The sequence below is a fragment of the Neisseria sp. Dent CA1/247 genome, assembly GCF_022870825.1.
Taxonomy (GTDB): Bacteria; Pseudomonadota; Gammaproteobacteria; order Burkholderiales; family Neisseriaceae; genus Neisseria; species Neisseria zoodegmatis.
Genome location: NZ_CP091522.1, coordinates 2,055,837 through 2,075,286, shown reverse-complemented (window position 1 = coordinate 2,075,286; position 19,450 = coordinate 2,055,837). Strand labels below are relative to the sequence as shown.

At 48.4% G+C, this 19,450-nt stretch carries 19 protein-coding genes; 9 read left to right on the top strand and 10 right to left on the bottom strand.

The genetic code is table 11. From position 1 onward, the window contains the following. Positions 1-8: 8 nt before the first annotated feature. The 6 genes from LVJ85_RS10190 to LVJ85_RS10165 all read left to right on the top strand — a co-directional run bounded on the left by LVJ85_RS10190 (position 9) and on the right by LVJ85_RS10165 (position 8,905). Positions 9-365 (top strand): PilZ domain-containing protein, encoded by a 357-nt coding sequence (locus tag LVJ85_RS10190; protein WP_244739710.1) that lies wholly within the window; start codon positions 9-11, stop codon positions 363-365. 201 nt (positions 366-566) lie between these two features. Then, positions 567-1,616, top strand: a complete 1,050-nt coding sequence (gene mutY / locus LVJ85_RS10185) for an A/G-specific adenine glycosylase (protein ID WP_370686913.1) — start codon at positions 567-569, stop codon at positions 1,614-1,616. Between the two features lie 656 nt (positions 1,617-2,272). After that, entirely contained in the window at positions 2,273-4,942 is a 2,670-nt protein-coding gene (gene aceE, locus LVJ85_RS10180; RefSeq protein WP_244739708.1) for a pyruvate dehydrogenase (acetyl-transferring), homodimeric type, read from the top strand. 132 nt (positions 4,943-5,074) lie between these two features. Continuing rightward, positions 5,075-6,721: a dihydrolipoyllysine-residue acetyltransferase gene (gene aceF, locus LVJ85_RS10175; protein WP_244739707.1), complete on the top strand. Its 1,647-nt coding sequence runs from the start codon at positions 5,075-5,077 to the stop codon at positions 6,719-6,721. A gap of 94 nt (positions 6,722-6,815) precedes the next feature. Next, entirely contained in the window at positions 6,816-8,594 is a 1,779-nt protein-coding gene (gene lpdA / locus LVJ85_RS10170) for a dihydrolipoyl dehydrogenase (protein WP_244739706.1), read from the top strand. 164 nt (positions 8,595-8,758) lie between these two features. Then, positions 8,759-8,905, top strand: coding sequence for a lipoprotein signal peptidase (locus LVJ85_RS10165; protein ID WP_370686912.1), 147 nt, complete (start codon positions 8,759-8,761; stop codon positions 8,903-8,905). 40 nt (positions 8,906-8,945) lie between these two features. Here the strand turns inward: LVJ85_RS10165 and xseA are convergent, their stop codons facing one another. The 7 genes from xseA to LVJ85_RS10130 form a co-directional block, all read right to left on the bottom strand. After that, positions 8,946-10,301 (bottom strand): exodeoxyribonuclease VII large subunit, encoded by a 1,356-nt coding sequence (gene xseA / locus LVJ85_RS10160; RefSeq protein ID WP_244739705.1) that lies wholly within the window; start codon positions 10,299-10,301, stop codon positions 8,946-8,948. 188 nt (positions 10,302-10,489) lie between these two features. Next, entirely contained in the window at positions 10,490-10,810 is a 321-nt protein-coding gene (locus tag LVJ85_RS10155) for a hypothetical protein (RefSeq protein ID WP_244739704.1), read from the bottom strand. Between the two features lie 131 nt (positions 10,811-10,941). Further along, the gene (locus LVJ85_RS10150; RefSeq protein ID WP_244739703.1) at positions 10,942-11,274 is read right to left on the bottom strand and encodes a hypothetical protein; all 333 of its coding nucleotides are present in this window, start codon (positions 11,272-11,274) and stop codon (positions 10,942-10,944) included. Between the two features lie 98 nt (positions 11,275-11,372). Next, complete coding sequence (locus tag LVJ85_RS10145; RefSeq protein ID WP_244739702.1) at positions 11,373-11,693, bottom strand: hypothetical protein; 321 nt, start codon at positions 11,691-11,693, stop codon at positions 11,373-11,375. Positions 11,694-11,824: 131 nt separating this feature from the next. Further along, positions 11,825-12,142, bottom strand: a complete 318-nt coding sequence (locus LVJ85_RS10140) for a hypothetical protein (RefSeq protein WP_244739701.1) — start codon at positions 12,140-12,142, stop codon at positions 11,825-11,827. Next, a complete protein-coding gene (locus LVJ85_RS10135) occupies positions 12,139-12,777 on the bottom strand; it encodes a T6SS effector amidase Tae4 family protein (RefSeq protein ID WP_244739700.1) in 639 nt (212 codons plus the stop codon). Before LVJ85_RS10135 ends, LVJ85_RS10140 begins: the two co-directional genes overlap by 4 nt. Continuing rightward, positions 12,758-13,312: a PAAR domain-containing protein gene (locus tag LVJ85_RS10130; RefSeq protein ID WP_244739699.1), complete on the bottom strand. Its 555-nt coding sequence runs from the start codon at positions 13,310-13,312 to the stop codon at positions 12,758-12,760. The genes LVJ85_RS10135 and LVJ85_RS10130 overlap by 20 nt, the downstream gene beginning before the upstream one ends. A 161-nt stretch (positions 13,313-13,473) precedes the next feature. Here LVJ85_RS10130 and LVJ85_RS10125 point away from each other — a divergent pair, with 161 nt between their 5' ends. Further along, complete coding sequence (locus LVJ85_RS10125; protein WP_244739698.1) at positions 13,474-13,698, top strand: BCCT family transporter; 225 nt, start codon at positions 13,474-13,476, stop codon at positions 13,696-13,698. Positions 13,699-13,701: 3 nt separating this feature from the next. Next, complete coding sequence (locus tag LVJ85_RS13355) at positions 13,702-13,830, top strand: hypothetical protein (protein WP_255733749.1); 129 nt, start codon at positions 13,702-13,704, stop codon at positions 13,828-13,830. An 81-nt stretch (positions 13,831-13,911) separates the two neighbouring features. Here the strand turns inward: LVJ85_RS13355 and LVJ85_RS10120 are convergent, their stop codons facing one another. Beyond that, the gene (locus LVJ85_RS10120; protein ID WP_181792224.1) at positions 13,912-14,070 is read right to left on the bottom strand and encodes a hypothetical protein; all 159 of its coding nucleotides are present in this window, start codon (positions 14,068-14,070) and stop codon (positions 13,912-13,914) included. Positions 14,071-14,350: 280 nt separating this feature from the next. On the opposite strand from LVJ85_RS10120, the gene LVJ85_RS10115 reads away from it, so the two are divergent. Further along, a complete protein-coding gene (locus LVJ85_RS10115) occupies positions 14,351-16,816 on the top strand; it encodes a heavy metal translocating P-type ATPase (protein WP_244739697.1) in 2,466 nt (821 codons plus the stop codon). Between the two features lie 22 nt (positions 16,817-16,838). On the opposite strand, the gene LVJ85_RS10110 is transcribed toward LVJ85_RS10115, so the two are convergent. Both LVJ85_RS10110 and LVJ85_RS10105 read right to left on the bottom strand, forming a co-directional pair. Further along, the gene (locus tag LVJ85_RS10110; RefSeq protein ID WP_244739696.1) at positions 16,839-18,644 is read right to left on the bottom strand and encodes a hypothetical protein; all 1,806 of its coding nucleotides are present in this window, start codon (positions 18,642-18,644) and stop codon (positions 16,839-16,841) included. Between the two features lie 170 nt (positions 18,645-18,814). Beyond that, positions 18,815-19,447, bottom strand: coding sequence for a 7-carboxy-7-deazaguanine synthase QueE (locus tag LVJ85_RS10105; RefSeq protein ID WP_244739695.1), 633 nt, complete (start codon positions 19,445-19,447; stop codon positions 18,815-18,817). Positions 19,448-19,450: the final 3 nt, after the last annotated feature.

Here is a 19,450-nt window from a genome sequence, read left to right as displayed (position 1 = left end):
GGAAAATTATGAATTCTGCAAAAGACTTGCCGGGCAAAATGATGACTTTGCAATTAAAAGAAAAAGTGGCACTCTACAACTGCTATATGCCGTTCCTCGAACATGGCGGCCTGTTTGTGCCGACCGACGATGCTTTTTCATTGGGCGAAGAAGTGCTGTTGGCATTGGAATTAACCAACCACCCCGGCAAAAAATTCCTGCGCACCCAAGTCGCTTGGATCAACCCCGCCCGCACGTCGGTAAACCGCCCCAAAGGCGTGGGCTTGGCTTTCAGCGATGACGAAATCTGCATTCAAACCAAAAACTTGATTGAAGCCGAATTGGGTTCCAATCTCCGCAGCGACCGTGCTACTTTCACGCTGTAAACAAGATGCTAAGGCCGGGCAGGGTTCCCGGCTTTTTCAATGATAGCGCTTGGGCAAACTTAACGATGCCGTCTGAAAACAAAGATTCAGACGGCCTCAAACTTATCTGAATGCACCGTATTGTTTTCCGTTAAAACAGAGTGCATTTCAAAAACACCGGTTCCGTTTTCCTCTTCAAATATCCTTTTTCATACGATGGTTATGTCTGCATCTTCCTTCTCCGAACGCCTTATCCGCTGGCAAAAAACGCACGGCCGCCACCATCTGCCGTGGCAGGTTCGCCATGCCTACAACGTGTGGCTGTCGGAAATCATGTTGCAGCAAACGCAAGTCGCCACCGTATTGGATTATTACCCCCGCTTTATCGCCCGTTTTCCCACCGTTCGAAGTCTTGCCGAAGCAGAGCAAGACGAAGTATTGAGTTTGTGGGCGGGCCTAGGCTATTACACCCGCGCGCGCAACCTGCATAAAGCCGCGCAGCAGGTGGTAAACGATTTCGGCGGCGTGTTCCCCGAGAGCCGCGAAGGGCTGGAAAAACTGTGCGGCGTGGGCCGAAGCACCGCCGCCGCCATTGCCGCATTTGCCTTTCTCCGGCGCGAAACCATCTTAGACGGCAATGTCAAACGCGTTTTGTGCCGCGTGTTTGCGCGCGACGGCAATCCGGCCGACAAAAAATTTGAAAACGAACTGTGGGCATTGGCCGAAAGTCTGCTGCCGGAACGGCGCGAAGACATGCCCGCTTACACGCAAGGTCTGATGGATTTGGGCGCAACCGTGTGCAAACGCACCAAACCCTTATGCGGCGAATGTCCGATGGAAAGCATGTGCGAGGCCAAAGCCCAAAACCGCATTGCCGAGCTGCCGAGGAAAAAAACACCGCCGCAAGTGCATACCTTGCCGCTGTATTGGCTGATACTGCGCAATCAAAACGGCGGCGTATGGCTGGAAAAACGCCCGCAAAAAGGCATTTGGGGCGGCCTGTATTGCGTGCCTTGTTTTGAAACGCTGGCCGAACTCCACCGCCGCGCGGAGCGCTTTTCCGTTTTTTCAGACGGCCTCGAAGAAGCTGCGCCCGTAACCCACCGCCTCACCCACCGCTTGCTGTTGATTACGCCGTTTACCGCCGTTGCCGATGTGAAGATGCCATCTGAAAACGGTTCAGACGGCCTTTGGGTGGCCGAAAAAGATTTGCAGAACTACGGTTTGCCTAAGCCTTTGGAAAACTATTTTTCCGGCGGTTCGCGACGTTGAGATTGAAAAGCCGGGATACGCAGAAAGCTTGCGATTAGGAAACGCTGTTGAATCGCCCCGTGTTTTGCTTGTGCCGGATTCAGAGCAGGGCATGAGATTTAACGGCTGATTAACCGTAAGCTCGGTAAGGCCGTCTGAAAATTTTGTGGTATGGCTGCTGCGGCTTCTACCTAAATTCTTCAAGCGTAAAAAAAGCTCGGCCGCGCGTGCAGATATCCGCCTGTGAATATTCTGAAAAAGTTTTTGCCACCACTATTTTTACATTTTCAAATTGTTCGATTTTGTTTCTTGTTTTTCGAAATAAAACATTTTCAAAGTATTTTTCTGTTTTATATTTTCCAAACAGAAAATTTTATCGGCTGAGTATGTTCAAAACAGCAGCCTCAAACTTCACGTCTATTTGCCAGCAATCCCGTTTACTGATAGGATTTCGCATTAAGTAACATATATTCAAACGCAGTTTTTCACTCTGTTTAAATATCAATAAAGCATTAATATGCTAACGCTTTTATTAGTGCATTGAATATTAAGAAGTATGTATTGCTGGTATCTTGGCCGGACGCTGAAAAGCAAGAAAGCCGGGCAGGTTTCATAAACGAAAATAGAAGAGGCCGTCTGAACAGGCTGATTCTGAAACTCAACAGAAGGGATAGATTATGTCAACCCAAATCCAAGACGCTGATCCGATTGAAACCCAGGAATGGCTGGACGCGTTAAGCTCAGTATTGGAAGCAGAAGGCGAAAGCCGCGCACATTTCCTGCTGGAACAATTGGTGAAATATACCCGCCGCCGCGGCGTGCACATGCCGTTTGACGCGACCACCGCTTATTTGAACACCATTCCGGTGGGCAAAGAGCAAAAATCGCCGGGCAACCATGAATTGGAACACCGCATCCGTTCGATCATCCGCTGGAACGCAGCCGCCATGGTATTGCGTGCAGGTAAAAAAGATCTGGAGTTGGGCGGTCATATCGCTTCTTTCCAATCCGCAGCCACTTTGTACGACGTCGGCTTCAACCACTTCTGGAAAGCCAAAGGCGAAGGCGAAGAGGGCGATATGGTATTTGTTCAAGGCCACTCAGCCCCCGGTATCTATGCCCGCGCTTTCGTTGAAGGCCGTCTGACCGAAGAGCAGCTCGACAACTTCCGCCAAGAAGTAGACGGCAAAGGTCTGTCTTCTTATCCCCACCCCCACCTGATGCCCGATTTCTGGCAGTTCCCCACCGTATCTATGGGTTTAGGCCCGTTGATGGCCATTTACCAAGCCCGCTTCCTGAAATATTTGGAATCACGCGGCCTGACCAAAACCAAAGGCCGCAAAGTATGGGTATTCTGCGGCGACGGCGAAATGGACGAACCGGAAAGCCAAGGCGCGATTTCACTGGCCGCCCGCGAAGGTTTGGACAACCTGATTTTCGTGATTAACTGTAACCTGCAACGCTTGGACGGCCCGGTACGCGGTAACGGCAAAATCATTCAAGAATTGGAAGGCAACTTCCGCGGCGCCGGTTGGAATGTATTGAAAGTGATTTGGGGCAGCCGCTGGGATGCGCTGCTGGCCAACGATACCAACAATGCACTGAAACAGCGTATGAACGAATGTTTGGACGGCGACTACCAAACCTACAAATCCAAAGACGGTGCGTATGTGCGCGAGCACTTCTTCAACACGCCCGAATTGAAAGCCATGGTGGCCAATATGTCTGACGCCGAAATTTGGGCGTTGAACCGCGGCGGCCACGACCCGCACAAAGTGTACGCGGCTTATTACGAAGCTACCAACAACGCCAACGGTCGTCCGACTGTGATTTTGGCGAAAACCATTAAAGGCTACGGCATGGGTTCTGCCGGCGAAGGCCAAAACGTTGCCCATCAAGCCAAGAAAATGGACGTGGAATCACTGAAAAAATTCCGCACCCGTTTCGGCATTCCGGTAAGCGACGAGCAAATCGAAAGCGGCGACCTGCCTTACTACCGCTTCCCCGAAGACAGCGAAGAAATGAAATACCTGCGCGAGCGTCGCAACGCTTTGGGCGGTTATCTGCCGCAGCGCAACCCGAATACCGAACCGCTGCCTATCCCTGAATTGTCTGCGTTTGACGCGCAACTGCAAACCAGCGGCGACCGCGAGTTCTCAACCACCATGGCGTTTGTGCGCATCCTTTCTACCTTGTTGAAAGACAAGCAAATCGGCAAACGCATCGTACCGATCGTGCCCGATGAAAGCCGTACTTTCGGTATGGAAGGCATGTTCCGCCAATACGGTATTTGGAACCCCAAAGGCCAGCAATACACCCCGCAAGACAAAGACCAATTGATGTTCTACAAAGAATCTACCGACGGTCAGATTCTGCAAGAAGGTATTAACGAGCCGGGCGCGATGGCCGACTGGATTGCCGCGGCAACCAGCTATGCCAACAACCGTTACGCCATGATTCCGTTCTACATTTATTACTCAATGTTCGGTTTCCAACGCGTAGGCGATTTGGCTTGGGCGGCGGGCGACATGCACGCACGCGGCTTCTTGGTAGGCGGTACTGCAGGACGTACCACACTGAACGGCGAAGGCTTGCAGCACGAAGACGGCCACAGCCACATTCAAGCCGATCTGATTCCGAACTGCTTGTCTTACGATCCGACTTTCCAATACGAATTGGCCGTGATTATCCAAGACGGTTTGCGCCGTATGTATGTAGAGCAAGAAGACGTGTTCTACTACCTGACCGTGATGAACGAAAACTACACCCACCCTGCTATGCCGCAACGCAAAGGCATCGAAGAAGAAATTCTGAAGGGTATGTATCTGTTCCGCGAAGGCGCGAAGAGCGACAAGAAAGTACAGTTGATGGGTTCGGGCGTGATTCTGAACGAAGTCATCAAAGCTGCCGATATGCTGAAAGCCGATTTCGGTGTAGAAGCCGACGTTTGGTCCGTACCTTCATTCAATCTGCTGCACCGCGATGCCATCGAAGTTGAGCGTTACAACCGCTTGCACCCGATGGAACAAAACAAACTGCCGTTTGTTGCCCAACAGCTGCAAGGTCATGAAGGCCCGGTAATTGCTTCAACCGATTACATCCGCAGTTTTGCCGACCGCATCCGCGCCCACATCCCCAACGATTACCACGTTTTGGGTACCGACGGTTTCGGCCGCAGTGATTCACGCGCCAACCTGCGCGACTTCTTCGAGGTGGACAGCCGCCACGTTGCCGTTGCCGCACTGAGCGCACTGGCCGACCAAGGCAAGATTGAGAAAGTGGTTGTGCAGCAAGCCATCGAGAAATACGGCATCAAAACCGATACTGCACCGAGCTGGAAGCGGTAATGATATTTTCAGACGGCCTCTGAAAATGAAAGAGGCCGTCTGAAAAGAATATCCGCTTGAAACCGTTTTAAGTCTTACAACAAAACAACATGCCGCAGCACATTGCTGCTGCGGTTGTTAAAGGAAAGCACGATGAGTCAAATCGTAGAAATCAAAGTACCCGACATCGGCGGCCATGAAAATGTAGACGTGATTGCCGTTGAAGTGAAAGCGGGCGACACCATCGCTGTCGACGATACCCTGATTACGCTGGAAACCGACAAAGCCACCATGGACGTACCTGCCGATGCCGCGGGCGTGGTGAAAGAAGTTAAAGTCAACGTAGGCGACAAAGTTTCCGAAGGCAGCGTGATTGTCTTGGTTGAAGCCGCCGGTGCCGCTGCTCAAGCAGCGCCCGTCGCCGAAAAAGCAGCTGAGCCTGCTCCTGCCGCCGCACCTGCACAAGCTGCTCCTGTTGCGGGCGGCGCAACTGTAAAAGTGGAAGTACCCGATATCGGCGGCCACGAAAATGTAGACGTGATTGCCGTTGAGATCAAAGTAGGCGACACCGTATCCGAAGACGATACGCTGATTACTTTGGAAACCGACAAAGCCACCATGGATGTGCCGAGCACCGCTGCCGGCGTAGTGAAAGCCGTGTATGTGAAAGTGGGCGACAAAGTTTCACAAGGCACTCAAATTATCGAAGTGGAAACCGCAGGCGGTGCAGCTGCCGCTCCTGCCGCAGCTCCCGCACAAGAAGCGCCTAAAGCCGCTGTGCCTGCGCCGCAAGCTGCTCCGGCTCCTGCCGCGCCTAAAGCCGATGCCGCTCCGGTTGCCGCATTCGGCAACACACCGGTAAACGAAGCTGCATTTGCCAAAGCCCATGCCGGCCCGTCCGCACGCAAACTGGCGCGCGAATTGGGCGTGGATTTGAGCTTGGTAAAAGGTACGGGCTTGAAAGGCCGTATCGTCGGCGAAGACATCAAAGCCTTCGTGAAAGCCGCCATGCAAGGCGGTGCGGGCAAAGCTTCGCCTGCTGCCGCAACCGCTTCATTAGGCGGCGGTTTGGACTTGCTGCCGTGGCCGAAAGTCGATTTCAGCAAGTTCGGCGAAATCGAAATAAAAGAACTTTCCCGCATTAAGAAAATTTCCGGCCAAAACCTGTCGCGCAACTGGGTAATTATTCCCCATGTTACCGTAAACGAAGAAGCCGACATGACCGAGTTGGAAGAGTTCCGCAAAACCCTGAACAAAGAGTGGGAGCGCGAGGGTGTGAAACTGTCGCCGTTGGCGTTCATTATCAAAGCTTCGGTAACCGCACTGAAAGCCTTCCCTGAGTTCAATTCTTCTCTTGACGGCGAAAACCTGATTTTGAAGAAATACTACAACATCGGCTTTGCCGCCGATACGCCCAACGGTTTGGTTGTGCCGGTAATTAAAGACGTGGACAAAAAAGGCTTGAAAGAAATTTCCCAAGAGTTGACCGAGTTGAGCAAAAAAGCCCGCGAAGGCAAGCTCAAGCCTAATGAAATGCAAGGTGCCTGCTTTACCATTTCCAGCTTGGGCGGTATCGGCGGTACAAGCTTCACGCCGATTGTGAACGCTCCCGAAGTGGCCATTTTGGGCGTGTGCAAATCGCAAATGAAACCGGTATGGAACGGTTCGGCCTTTGAACCGCGCCTGATGTGCCCGTTGAGCCTGTCGTTCGACCACCGCGTGATCGACGGCGCGGCCGGTATGCGCTTTACCGTGTATCTGGCGAACCTGTTGAAAGACTTCCGCCGCGTGGTACTGTAAGGCTTTTCAGACGGCCTCTGGCAATCTTAGAGGCCGTCTGAAAACAAGATTGTAATAAAGCAGCATGATGGCTGCTTTACAGAAAGGTTTAACAATGAGCTTGATTGAACTCAAGGTCCCCGATATCGGCGGTCATGAAAACGTGGATATCATCGCCGTAGAAATCAAAGCGGGCGATACCGTGGCGGTTGACGATACATTGGTTACTTTGGAAACCGACAAAGCCACGATGGATGTGCCTGCCGAAGCCGCCGGCGTGGTGAAAGAAGTAAAAGTCAAAGTAGGCGACAAAATTTCCGAAGGCGGCGTGATTGCCGTGATTGAAGCTGCCGGCGCGGCAGCCGAAGCACCCAAAGCCGAAACTGCGTCTGCTCCTGCACAAGAAGCACCGAAAGCGGCTGCCTCTGCACCGCAAGCCGCTCAATTCAGCGGTTCGGCAGATGCCGAATACGACGTGGTTGTGTTGGGTGGCGGCCCCGGTGGTTATTCCGCTGCATTTGCCGCAGCCGACCAAGGCTTGAAAACCGCGATTGTAGAGCGTTACGCCACTTTGGGCGGCGTGTGCCTGAACGTGGGTTGTATCCCTTCCAAAGCTTTACTCCACAACGCTGCTGTGATTGACGAAGTGCGCCATTTGGCTGCAAACGGTATCAAATATCCCGAGCCTGAGCTGGATATCGACATGCTGCGCGCTTACAAAGAAAAAGTGATCGGCAAGCTGACCGGCGGTTTGGCCGGCATGGCGAAGGCGCGCAAAGTGGACGTCATCCGCGGTAACGGCCAGTTTGTCGGCCCGAACCACATGGAAGTGGCTCTGACTTCCGGCGAAGGTAAAGAAGAAACCGGCGAGAAGAAAACCGTTGCATTTAAAAACGCCATCATCGCTGCGGGCAGCCGCGTGGTGAACCTGCCGTTTATCCCTGAAGATCCCCGTATTATCGACTCTACCGGCGCGCTGGCTTTGAAAGAAGTGCCGGGCAAAATGCTGATTATCGGCGGCGGTATCATCGGTTTGGAAATGGGTACGGTGTACAGCACGCTGGGCACCCGTTTGGATGTGGTTGAAATGATGGACGGCCTGATGCAGGGTGCCGACCGCGATTTGGTTAAAGTTTGGCAGAAGCTGAACGAATACCGCTTCGACAACATCATGGTTAACACCAAAACCGTTGCCGTAGAGCCGAAAGAAGACGGTATTTATGTAACCTTCGAAGGTGCCAACGCGCCCAAAGAGCCGCAACGTTACGACACCGTGTTGGTTGCCGCAGGCCGTGCGCCTAACGGCAAGCTGATTGGTGCCGAAAAAGCCGGTGTGATTGTTACCGACCGCGGCTTTATCGAAGTGGACAAACAGCAACGTACCAACGTGTCGCACATTTACGCCATCGGCGATATTGTCGGCCAGCCTATGTTGGCGCACAAAGCGGTGCACGAAGGCCATGTTGCCGCTGAAAACTGTGCCGGACACAAAGCCTATTTCGATGCCCGTGTGATTCCGGGTGTAGCCTATACCGCACCTGAAGTGGCTTGGGTGGGTGTAACCGAAACCTCTGCCAAAGAGCAGGGCATAAAAATCACCAAAGCCACCTTCCCGTGGGCGGCTTCGGGTCGTGCGATTGCCAACGGTTGCGACCAAGGCTTTACCAAGCTGATTTTTGACGCGGAAAGCGGCAAAATCATCGGCGGCGGTATCGTCGGCCCCAACGGCGGCGATATGATCGGCGAAATCTGCTTGGCGATTGAAATGGGTTGCGATGCGGCGGACATCGGCAAAACCATCCACCCGCACCCGACGCTGGGCGAAAGCATCGGCATGGCTGCGGAAGTGGCTTTGGGCACATGTACCGACCTGCCTCCGCAACGTAAGAAGTAAGCTGAATTCATTTTATTGAGACAAAGGCCGTCTGAAATTTTTCAGACGGCCTTTTGGTATGCTGAATGTGGGGCAGATCAATTTCAACGCGAAGTTTGCTTGCAGGCTGCATCAAAATTTTTAATGCTGTTAACTGAATCCTGCAAAAGGTTAGGCCGAGACCTTTGCAAAACCCTCATCTGCGGCGCATTTCTGCGTTGTGCGCTGCTCGCTCGTTTGCCTATCTAAATGATATGTCTGCACTCGCTGTGCTGCTACGCCTTGAACTGCATCCACATCTGAGGCTTTTGCAAAGGTCTCAGGCCGTCTGAAACCTTTTAAGACGGCCTCTGCACCCGATATACTCAGATTTTAAGAATAATCAAACAAATCCGGCTGTTTGTGTTCGCTGGTTACGCGCACGTCGGTTTCGCCGTCGGCAAAGGTAATGTGCAGTTTCTGGCCTTGCTTTAAAGCATGGGCGCTGCGGATGACTTGGCCACGGCTGTTTTTAACCACGCTGAAGCCGCGTTCCAAAATGTGCTGCGGCGACACGGCTTCGAGCAGGGCGGCCTGTTTCTCGAGGCGTTGGCGGTACAGGGCGAACAAAGACAAACGGCTTTGCTGTAAGGCCGTCTGAAAACGCATTGCGTCTCGTTTGGACGCCGAAATATCGGGGCGCAGATGGGCGAGGGTTTGCTGCTGGCGGGCGAGCTTCTGCACATTGAAGCGGTGGTTGTTTTGTATGGAAAAGCGCAGCGATTGTTGCAAGGCGGCAAGTTGGTTGCGTTGTTCGTTCAGCTTTTGCTGCGGATGGCGGATTTGGCGGGCGAACCAATCGACGCGCTGGCTGGCATCGTAATAACGTTGCTCCAACACGGTTTTCAGACGGCCTTGTGCTTGTGCGAGCTTGTGCAGCGACTCCAAGCGGTTGGGGCTGACCAGTTCTGCCGCACCCGTGGGCGTGGGTGCGCGCACGTCGGCGACAAAATCCGCCAGCGTGAAATCGGTTTCATGCCCCACGCCGCTGACCACGGGAATTTTGCACGCCTCAATCGCCCGCACGACCGGCTCTTCGTTAAACGCCCACAAGTCTTCGATGCTGCCCCCGCCGCGGCACACGATTAACACGTCTGCTTCGGCACGCGCAGAGGCTGTCTGAATCGCTTGGGCGATCTGAAATTCGCTGCCCGCGCCTTGAACTGCGGTCGGGTACACAATCACAGGGATTTCCGGCGCACGGCGTTTCAACGTGCTGACCACGTCGCGCAAAGCCGCCGCGGCAAGGCTGGTTACGATGCCGATGGTGCGCGGATGGGCGGGCAGCGGTTTTTTGCGTTCCGCCGCAAACACGCCCTCGGCCTGCAATTGGGCTTTCAGCTTTTCGTAGGCTTCGTAAAGCTGCCCCAAACCTTTCAGACGCACTTCGTTCACGGTGATTTGAAACTCGCCGCGCGCTTCGTAAATGCTGATTTTGCCGGTCAGCTCGATGTGGTCGCCTTCTTTCAACGGGGCGGCCAACTTTGCCGCCGTACCTTTAAACATGGCGCAGCGCACTTGGGCGCGGCTGTCTTTGAGCGAAAAATAGTAATGCCCGCTGGCGGCGCGGGTAAGGTTGGACACTTCGCCCGCCACCCACAGCCCGAACAGGTTGTCTTCCAGCAGGCTTCTGGCTAGGGCGTTCAATTCGGAAACGGAAATGGCGGCAGGGGCGAAGAGTTCGGACATGGTGTGATGTGCAATCTTAAAAAGAGAGAATTATAAAAGGAAATTAGGTTAGGGAAATCAGGTCTTTTGAAACCTTAAGGCCGTCTGAAATGCTTGGTTTCAGACGGCTTTATATTATATGCTTTTAAGCAAATATATTATTGAAACAATGGTTTTTGAGTTTAAATCATATAAATAGTAGATAAACCTTACGGGGCTAAAGGGTCTGTAGTATGTGCATAGCCATAGTCTGTTGCTAAATAAGCAAGGATTAAATTGGCGATTAAAATTCCAAGTAAAACCAATAGCCAGTATTTAAATTTTATTTTTTTCCTATGAAAGAAAAAAAAGGTAATAGTATTGATAGTAGGTAGGATAAATAATGCAATTAAACTGATAATTTTGACAAAATTAGTAGCACATCCCTCTACGCACATGTTCCATTCTAAATATTTACTTAAAAAATCAAAAAATAAGATTTCAGCCACAATGGTAATTGTATAAACTAAAAATATATAAACCCAGATCATTGTTTTACCTTAAAAAATAAATTTTTTAGACTTTCTGAATCTGAATAGCCATCAAAGGTAATGGCGACAGAGTTGATTTCTAATGTAAACTTCAAAAAAGAAGTTCTGATCTTGGCTATGAAAATCAAGCCTTATGGAGCTAAAGGATCAGAGGTGCGGACGTAACCATAATCAGTTGCCAAATATGCAATGATAAGTACACAGATAAAAGATAGTATCAATGCCATCAACCACCATGTGCTTTTAAGTATCTTATTCTTGTATAACAAAGTTGCGATGCTTAAAAAAATAGGGATAGCAAAGAAAATTATGGTTCCTACGGCATTAGAAAAATTACGCGAACAACCTTCAACGCACATATCCCAACCCAAGATATGCCTTAAAAACCTAAACAGAATTTCTTCCACCAAAATGGTTGCGATAAAAGTAATCATAAATATAAAAATATTAAATTTTAATGTCATTTTTTCACCTAGATCCGCATATTCTCAACGGATTGAGATTATATTGATTCGAAATTAAATCTGAAAAAAGTTCCAATTTAGGTAATAGAGGTTAAATCTTATGGAGCTAAAGGATCTGTAGTGTGCGCGTAGCCATAGCCTGTTGCTAAATAATCAATAATTATGCTGGAAAGTAAAATCATAGCTACTATTAAAAACCAATATTTAAATTTCATTTTCGTCTTTACAAGAAAAAAAGTGGCAGTAGAACACATAGCCGGCAAAACCAATAGTGTTAATGTATTGGACAGATTGGCAAAATCGGCAGAGCAGCCTTCAATACACATATTGAAATGTAAAAAATCATATAAAAAAAATGATATGGCGGTTTCGGCTGCAATCGTTAATGTAAAAGCTAAAATAACGTATATCCAAATCATTGGGTTACCTTGAGAAATGAAATTTTTAGATTCACTAAATCAGAATAGCCATCAAAGGTAATGGCGACAGAGTTAATTGCTAATGTGAACTTCAAAAATAACTTTTGATTTTGTCTATGAAAGACCAAACTTTATGGAGCTAAAGGATCAGAAGTGCGGGCATAACCATAATCGGTTGCCAAGTAAGCAATACCTACGTTTACAACCAGCATTAAAATAGATATGAACGTCAACCATTTAAAACGGGCTTTTTTTCTATAAAACAGAAAAAATAATATGGATAAAAGAGTAGGGAAAATCATCTGAATAGCACCTGCCACTTGGGAAAAATGTATACTGCAAGCTTCTATACATATTTTCCAGCCCAAAGTGTTTTCTAAAAATCTTAATAATAATTCTTCCATGATAAGGGAAAAAGCAAATACAAAAATGGTATATATAAAAATCATTGCTTTACCTCGAAAAACAAGATTTTTTTAGATTTACCTAAGTCTGAATAGCCCCAATCTCCAATACCAAAAGAATCAATTCCCAAAGTAAATCTGAAAAAAGAAGTCCATCCTACGCGGGTCAACGTATCTTGATTCCATAAATCGATATGTCCTCCGGTCGATTGGCCTGCCGCATCGCTGTCATGAGACCAGTATTCACCGAAGAAAATCACACCCCTGCGCCCTTTGATTTTCTCCTGCCAGTTTTTCCCCGTGATATTTTCAGGCCGCCCGATTCCGCAAATCGGGCGGCTCTCTAGCCAGCGTGCCAGCTCGTCTGCCCGTGTGGCGGTTGCCTTTCCGTTTAAAAGTATTCGCCCCAAGGTGTTCCTGCCAGCTTGCGGTTTAACTGTATTTTGAGAAAATGATGCCATCCGGCTGCCTGTGGCATGGAATGTTGCACTCATGCGGATAGCACATTGATTTTCATATCCCTTTGGAACTTTTCCTTTTACTTTATAGGGTGGCTCACTAGGATAAGCGCTCCACAGTTCCTGAAAGGTAACGGGTTTTACACCTGCAGGGCATTGGGAGTTAGGGCGCGTATTGGTGGCTATTTGATTGCCTTGGTTTCTATTCAATTGAGTAGTCATTTTTTTGTGTTTCCATTTGTTTGGCTAATGCTTCGTCTCCCAAATAAAGTGTGTAGCTGTTTTCTTCTGATGTTGCTACTCGTGGTAATTTACCTAGTTTGGAAACAATACCGTAATAAGTTTTCCCTTCATCCGTTTCGATAAAGTAAGGTATACCTTCGGTAATCTCAGGGTCTAGAATAACTTGTTCATCATAATATCGGGTTTCTTCAGCAGGAGAGTTGTTGGTGAAGGTGGGGTTTGTATCGGTTGAAATATGACTACTTTCTACCGCAAGCGTGTATTGGGTTTGAGAGCCTATCAGTTTTGCTCCGCAAGTAGTAAGCATGCCTTCAAATGCAATGGATTTGTTATCGCACACACTAGGATAACCACCTTCTACAATGTGAAAAACTCCTTTGCATTTGGGGCATGAAACAGGATCTCCTGATAATGCTACTTGTTTACCATTAACCGTCATTCTGCTTGATCCAGTAAGCACATAACCACCATGGGTGGTCATATCCCCTTCGATGATTGCACTTTTCATTTCCATAACATTAAAACTCCTGTAATTTTGTAATTATATATATTTTATACGAATAAATTTTTATGATTTTGGCATTTAGATAAAGTTCCTTCAACTCTTTTGAAAACACAAAATTGCGTTTCAGAACAAAACGAAAAGTGCAAATAACGCTAGGATTTGCTACAGATATGACCAGCAGCGACGGCCGCACTGAAAATAAATTCCGTGCGGTGGTATGGAGTATTTTTATGACGCTGATCAGCTACGCGGTGATTGTGACGGAGAAGATAGAAGGGATTAAGGCCGTGGGTTCGTTTTCGGGCTTCCCGTTTGTGTTTGTGATGTATCTGTGGTTTGCGGCTTTGTGGCGGCAGCTCAACCGCGACGTGCCGCGCCGGAAGGGAAAGGAGTAGCTTGTGGACAAGGAAATTTTTTATTGGAACCAAAGCACGCATGACAATATTGTGGAAACGGTGATGCTGCTGCTCACGGTGTTGTTTTTGTGTTATGTGGTCAAGCTGGCTTTTTTTGATAAAGACGAATAGTTTGATAAACCCTAAACATAAAGGCCGTCTGAAAACGCGTAAGCATCGTTTTCAGACGGCCTTATCCGTTAATCAATCGGATTAATCGGAAATTTTGGGCAAGTGCCTACCTATCGGAAACAGACGTTTCTTTTTGATTTGGGCAACATTGGAATAGATGGCCCATGCGGCCAAGCCTGCGTAGCCTAAAGTGGAAAGGATGCCGATCACGGCAAAAATGGGCATAAGACGTTCAATCATAACTTCTCCGGTAAATAAATGTTTATTTATGTGATTATTTGTAGCTTTATTTTTATTTTAAATGAATGGAAACAACGCTAGTCGTTGCGTAATATTTTGATATTAAAAAACGTTAATGTCAATTCAAATTGATACTTTTGTTTGTTGAGTTCCCTTATTGTTGTAAAAATATGTAATTAAAAGGTTAAGATTGTAGTTTATTTGAATGGGGGTTGAGTATCCGTATGGCTTTCAGACGGCCGATTGCCCCGCAGATAGGCTGCGCGTACAATCCCTTCCCATGAAAAAAACATGCTTCCATTGCGGGCTGGATGTGCCCGACAACGTTTCTTTGCCCGTGGTTTACGAGGGCGAATCTCACGATACCTGCTGTGCCGGCTGTCAAGCGGTGGCTCAAAGTATTATTGATGCGGGGCTGGGCAATTATTACAAACAGCGCACCGCCGATGCGGAGCGGGCTGCATTGCCGCCGCAGGAAATTCTCGACCGCTTGAAACTCTACGACATGCCGGAAGTGCAGGCGGGCTTTGTGGAAACGGCTGCCGACGGCGCGCGCGAGGCGGTATTGATGCTCGGCGGGATTACCTGCGCGGCCTGCGTGTGGCTGATTGAGCAGCAATTGCTGCGTACCGAAGGCGTTTTGCGTGCCGATTTGAATTACAGCACCCGCCGCGTCCGCATTGTGTGGGACAACGACAAAGTATCACTTTCGGATATTTTGCTGCTGATTCAGAAAACCGGCTATACCGCCGTGCCTTACGATGCCCGCAAAATGGAAGAGCAGATGCAGGCGGAACGCAAACAGGCGCTGATACGGTTGGCGGTGGCCGGGCTGTCTATGATGCAGACGATGATGTTTGCCGTGCCGACTTATCTTTATGGAAACGAAATCGAACCGCTTTACTTGGGCGTGCTGCACTGGGGCGCGTTTTTGATGGTGTTGCCGGCCATGTTTTATTCTGCCGTGCCGTTTTACAAAGGCTTTTGGCGCGATCTGAAAAACCGCCGTATGGGCATGGATACGCCGGTGGCCATTGCCATTTCGCTCACGTTTTCGGCAGGCGTGTACGGCTTGGTCAGCAACGCAGGGCAGGGCATGTATTTTGAATCGGTGGCGATGTTTGTGTTTTTCCTGCTGGGCGGGCGCTATATGGAGCAGATTGCGCGGCGCAAAGCAGGCGATGCGGCGGAGCGCTTGGTGAAACTCGTTCCCGCTTTCTGCCATAAATTGCCGAATTATCCTGAAAACGATACCGCCGAAGAAGCGGCGGTAGTGCAGCTGAAAACCGGCGATGTGGTGGCGGTGTATCCGGGCGAAGTGATTCCGGTGGACGGCACGGTGCTGTCGGGCGAGAGCGAAGTCAACGAAGCCATGCTCACCGGCGAGAGCCTGCCCGTTTTGAAACAGCAAAACGCCAAAGTGACTGCAGGCACGTTGAATACCCTCAGCCCGCTGGTTGTCCGCACCGACCAAGTGGGCGGCGATACCCGTTTGTCGCACATCGTCAAACTGCTTGACCGCGCGTTGGCGCAAAAACCGCGTTTGGCGGAAATGGCCGATAAATATGCTTCTGCTTTTGTGTCCGGCCTGCTGATTGCCGCTGTGCCCGTGTTTATCGGCTGGACGATTTACGCAGGGCCGTTTCAGGCGTTGTGGATTACCGTTTCGCTGCTGGTGATTACCTGCCCGTGCGCTCTTTCTCTCGCTACGCCCACCGCGCTGGCGGCCTCTACGGGCATGCTGGCTTCAGACGGCATCTTGGTTAGCGGCAGCAGAAGCTTGGAAACCCTGTCGCAAATCGATGATGTGGTATTTGACAAAACCGGCACGCTCACCAAAGGTACGCTTACTGTGATCCGCGCCATCGCTTTAGGCCGTCTGAAAACAGAAGAAGCCGCCGCTATTGCCAAAGCGCTGGAAAGCCAGTCGGAACATCCGATTGCCAAAGCCGTCATCCGCTACGCCGAACAAGTCGGCGGCAACCTTACCGCATTGCAGGCCGGGCAGCGTGTCAATCATGTTGGAAAAGGCGTGAGCGCCAGCCTTACCGTTAACGGCGAAACCCAAATCTGGGCATTGGGAACAGCCGATTTTGTTGCAGGCATTGCCGGTGTACCGCTTCCGACCGAACACATCGAACACAGCGGCAGCATTGTTTATCTCGGCAACGAACAAGGTTTTCAGACGGCCTTTTTGTTGGAAGACGAAATCAAAGAAAGTGTGGTCGATATGATTGCCGCCCTGAAAAAACAAGGCATGCGCCTGCATCTGCTCAGCGGCGACCGGGAAGCCGCAGTAGCTGGTCTCGCTGCTTCGTTGGGCTTGGATACCTACCGCGCAGAAGCCTTGCCGGAAGACAAACTCTCATACGTCGAAACCTTGCAGCGGCAGCAGCGTAAAGTGCTGATGGTTGGCGACGGCATCAACGATGCACCCGTGTTGGCGCAGGCCGATGTGTCGGTTGCCGTAGCCGGCGGTGCGGATGTGGCGCGCGAAGGTGCAGATGTGATCCTGCTCAACGACGATATGCGCGTACTCCCCATCACCATCAACCAAGCCCGCCGAACCCGCCTGATTATCCGGCAAAACCTGATTTGGGCGAGCGTGTATAACCTGATTGTGATTCCCTTGGCCGTGTTCGGCTACGTTACCCCGTGGATTGCCGCCTTGGGCATGAGCTTAAGCTCGCTGCTGGTGGTGGCGAACGCCTTGCGTTTGCTGAAGAAAAAGCCGTCTGCAAATTGATTTCAGACGGCCGGTGTGGAATTTATGAGGTTCCTAAAATATTTGCAACAGCATATTTATCACGATATGAACAATCTTTGTCTTGATTTAGAATACGCTCTGCAATTAATAGCTGAATCAATTGCCATAGGGGCTGGTAATGCCCTGACATTAATTCATTTGAGCATAAAGCTTTCAACTTTTTCAAATCTATAATATTTTGAGTAATTACGCTTGGTTGAGAGTCTAAATAATGGATGAGTTCTCCTTTCCTATCTGCCAATAATGAATTTATACCCCGCCTATTTTTAAATTCAAAATTCTCTGGCCACTCATAAGGTATGGTTGCAGGAATATTATCTCCCGTAATCGCTTCCAATTCTTTTGGCCATGTTTGTTGAGCAAAAGGAATACGAGTGAGTTTGACATCAACCCTTTTCAGCATTTCGTAATGAAATTCCTCATATGATCTAGATAGCGAGCCTGCGTTATAAGTAAATTTAACAACACATTCATTAAAGAATAAGAAAGGAGCGAATTGGATGGTATTAAAGAATTTTCCCAAAGTGCTTACCCATCTGCTTCCTCTGAACATAATTCTATGTAAAGTGGGAATTTGGTTTATAGGGACACCATCTGCAATACATTGGTCGATAAATTTTGATATTTCACTTTGGTTACTTGAAATATGTTTATCAAATAAAGATTTGAGTATATCTCCATGTGCCAAGTGATTAGAAAACCATTTATAGAGCTCTTCTTGTGATGAGAAGATTTTTTTTCCGGCAATATTTCTTAAACCTGATTCTTGACCATGGAGCTGTACTCTTTTTTGTACTCTTGTGTTAAAGCATAAGTCCATTGGCGATAGCTCGCCATTAGTTAAATAAAAATGCTTATATAATTTTTCATATATTCCTGTAAATAAATCATTATTGGCTGCAGTTGTATTATCGACAAATCTATGTTGTAAACCAAAGTATTCAGCTACGTTTTGTGCAGATAAAACTTCGGGAGAAAAAGCAGGACCATTTGTGAAAACATCCGTAATTTTATCTTTGGCTTTCGAACTCATAATAAGTGATAAAAGCAATCTACTGTCTTTGCCGCCACTTAAAGGAAAACTGATATTTCCTTTGAATGAATTGAGAACTCCTGCATATTTTCTTAAAGATTCAAAACAAAGATCCCAGTATTCTTTTCTATTTGTTTTATAGATTAATTCCAAATTTTGATCTTGTAAAAAATTCATAGACATTTTATTAATTTTCAAAATACCTTTTTGAATTTCTAAAGTTTCATTTGGCATCAATTTTTTGACAGATTCTATAATGGAAGTGTTATTGAAACAAACTGAATAGGTTAGAACCGTTCTTGCAAAGTTTTCGGAAACTTGGATATTTTTCAAACAGCTGGATACTATTAAAGGTGTCGATCCTACGGCAATCAGGTCTTCATCTTCATAGTAATATATCGGATAGGTATTTATCTTTGGTTGATTGATTTTTACATTGCCGTTGTTTTCAACTTCCAAATATAAGTAATCACCAATGATACCGTTTTTCGGTTCATTGATGAACGAAGAAATGTTTGGTATGGCATCTCCGTTTTTATTTACTGCCAAGCCTGTATAAAGTTTAATTCCATTGCTGTTGTTAATAACATAGTCATCAATTTTTGCATCTAATAGTGAATTTTCTCCCCAAATCCATAATCGACAGCTGCTCTTTTGATAGTAGGCGCTTAAGCCTGCAGGAAAAGGCCTAGTTTTTTTGGCTTTTTCTGCGCAATAAGTAGATTCTTGTGCTGCTTGGGATGACTTTGAATATATGAGTAAAAAATCAAGCATACTTTTATCTCTATAATGTTAATTTGACAAAATTATGAATTCCGTTACTAATTTTAACACGATTTTTATTTTTAAACATATATTTCTAAAAATATTAAACAAAAAATCAGTTTGGGTTGTTGGTCAAAATTCACATTCATAATTAATCGTTTGTGAAGTTGAAAAATATATTATTTAATCCCCGCCCATTTATGCGTTTGTACGCTCAGTTGCCAATGTACGTGGGCATCGGGGCGGCTGTTGAGCAGCCCGATTTGGCGGATGGTGTCGTAGATGTTCATTTCGCCGTTTTGTTCGCAGGGCGAGAGATAGTAGTGTTTGGCGCGGATTTTTTGTTCCATGCGTTCGCAAAAGGCCAGCACGTTGCCGTCGGCCACGATGCGTACTTCGTCGGCGGTTGCTATGCACTGCTTTTCGTATTTTTCGGCGTAGCAGGCTTTGGGGCTGGTGGCGACAAAGTCGATTTGCGGCGGTGCGGGGTTGAGGCCGTTGGTTTCGATGCAGAGTGTATAGCCTTCGGCTTTGAGCGCGTCGAGCAGGATATCGAGGTGCGGCTGGATGGTGGGTTCGCCGCCGGTGATGATGATATTGCGGGCCGTATGGTTTTTCAGACGGCCTAAAATATCCTGCAAACTCATCGTGTTGAATGTGAGGTAGTCGGTGTCGCACCACGAGCAGGCGAGGTTGCATTTGCCGAGGCGGATGAAGACGGCGGGCATGCCGGTGTTGTAGCCTTCGCCTTGCAGACTCTCGAAGATTTCGACGATGCGGTATTGCGGGTTTTCGGGGCGGATTTCGGTCATGGC

Excerpts from the sequence above, each read along its gene's own strand:
- LVJ85_RS10190 (WP_244739710.1), top strand. The coding sequence starts at position 9 with ATGAATTCTGCAAAAGACTTGCCGGGCAAAATGATGACTTTGCAATTA.
- mutY (WP_370686913.1), top strand. The coding sequence starts at position 567 with ATGTCTGCATCTTCCTTCTCCGAACGCCTTATCCGCTGGCAAAAAACG.
- aceE (WP_244739708.1), top strand. The coding sequence starts at position 2,273 with ATGTCAACCCAAATCCAAGACGCTGATCCGATTGAAACCCAGGAATGG.
- aceF (WP_244739707.1), top strand. The coding sequence starts at position 5,075 with ATGAGTCAAATCGTAGAAATCAAAGTACCCGACATCGGCGGCCATGAA.
- lpdA (WP_244739706.1), top strand. The coding sequence starts at position 6,816 with ATGAGCTTGATTGAACTCAAGGTCCCCGATATCGGCGGTCATGAAAAC.
- xseA (WP_244739705.1), bottom strand. The coding sequence starts at position 10,301 with ATGTCCGAACTCTTCGCCCCTGCCGCCATTTCCGTTTCCGAATTGAAC.
- LVJ85_RS10155 (WP_244739704.1), bottom strand. The coding sequence starts at position 10,810 with ATGATCTGGGTTTATATATTTTTAGTTTATACAATTACCATTGTGGCT.
- LVJ85_RS10150 (WP_244739703.1), bottom strand. The coding sequence starts at position 11,274 with ATGACATTAAAATTTAATATTTTTATATTTATGATTACTTTTATCGCA.
- LVJ85_RS10145 (WP_244739702.1), bottom strand. The coding sequence starts at position 11,693 with ATGATTTGGATATACGTTATTTTAGCTTTTACATTAACGATTGCAGCC.
- LVJ85_RS10140 (WP_244739701.1), bottom strand. The coding sequence starts at position 12,142 with ATGATTTTTATATATACCATTTTTGTATTTGCTTTTTCCCTTATCATG.
- LVJ85_RS10135 (WP_244739700.1), bottom strand. The coding sequence starts at position 12,777 with ATGACTACTCAATTGAATAGAAACCAAGGCAATCAAATAGCCACCAAT.
- LVJ85_RS10130 (WP_244739699.1), bottom strand. The coding sequence starts at position 13,312 with ATGGAAATGAAAAGTGCAATCATCGAAGGGGATATGACCACCCATGGT.
- LVJ85_RS10125 (WP_244739698.1), top strand. The coding sequence starts at position 13,474 with ATGACCAGCAGCGACGGCCGCACTGAAAATAAATTCCGTGCGGTGGTA.
- LVJ85_RS10120 (WP_181792224.1), bottom strand. The coding sequence starts at position 14,070 with ATGATTGAACGTCTTATGCCCATTTTTGCCGTGATCGGCATCCTTTCC.
- LVJ85_RS10115 (WP_244739697.1), top strand. The coding sequence starts at position 14,351 with ATGAAAAAAACATGCTTCCATTGCGGGCTGGATGTGCCCGACAACGTT.
- LVJ85_RS10110 (WP_244739696.1), bottom strand. The coding sequence starts at position 18,644 with ATGCTTGATTTTTTACTCATATATTCAAAGTCATCCCAAGCAGCACAA.
- LVJ85_RS10105 (WP_244739695.1), bottom strand. The coding sequence starts at position 19,447 with ATGACCGAAATCCGCCCCGAAAACCCGCAATACCGCATCGTCGAAATC.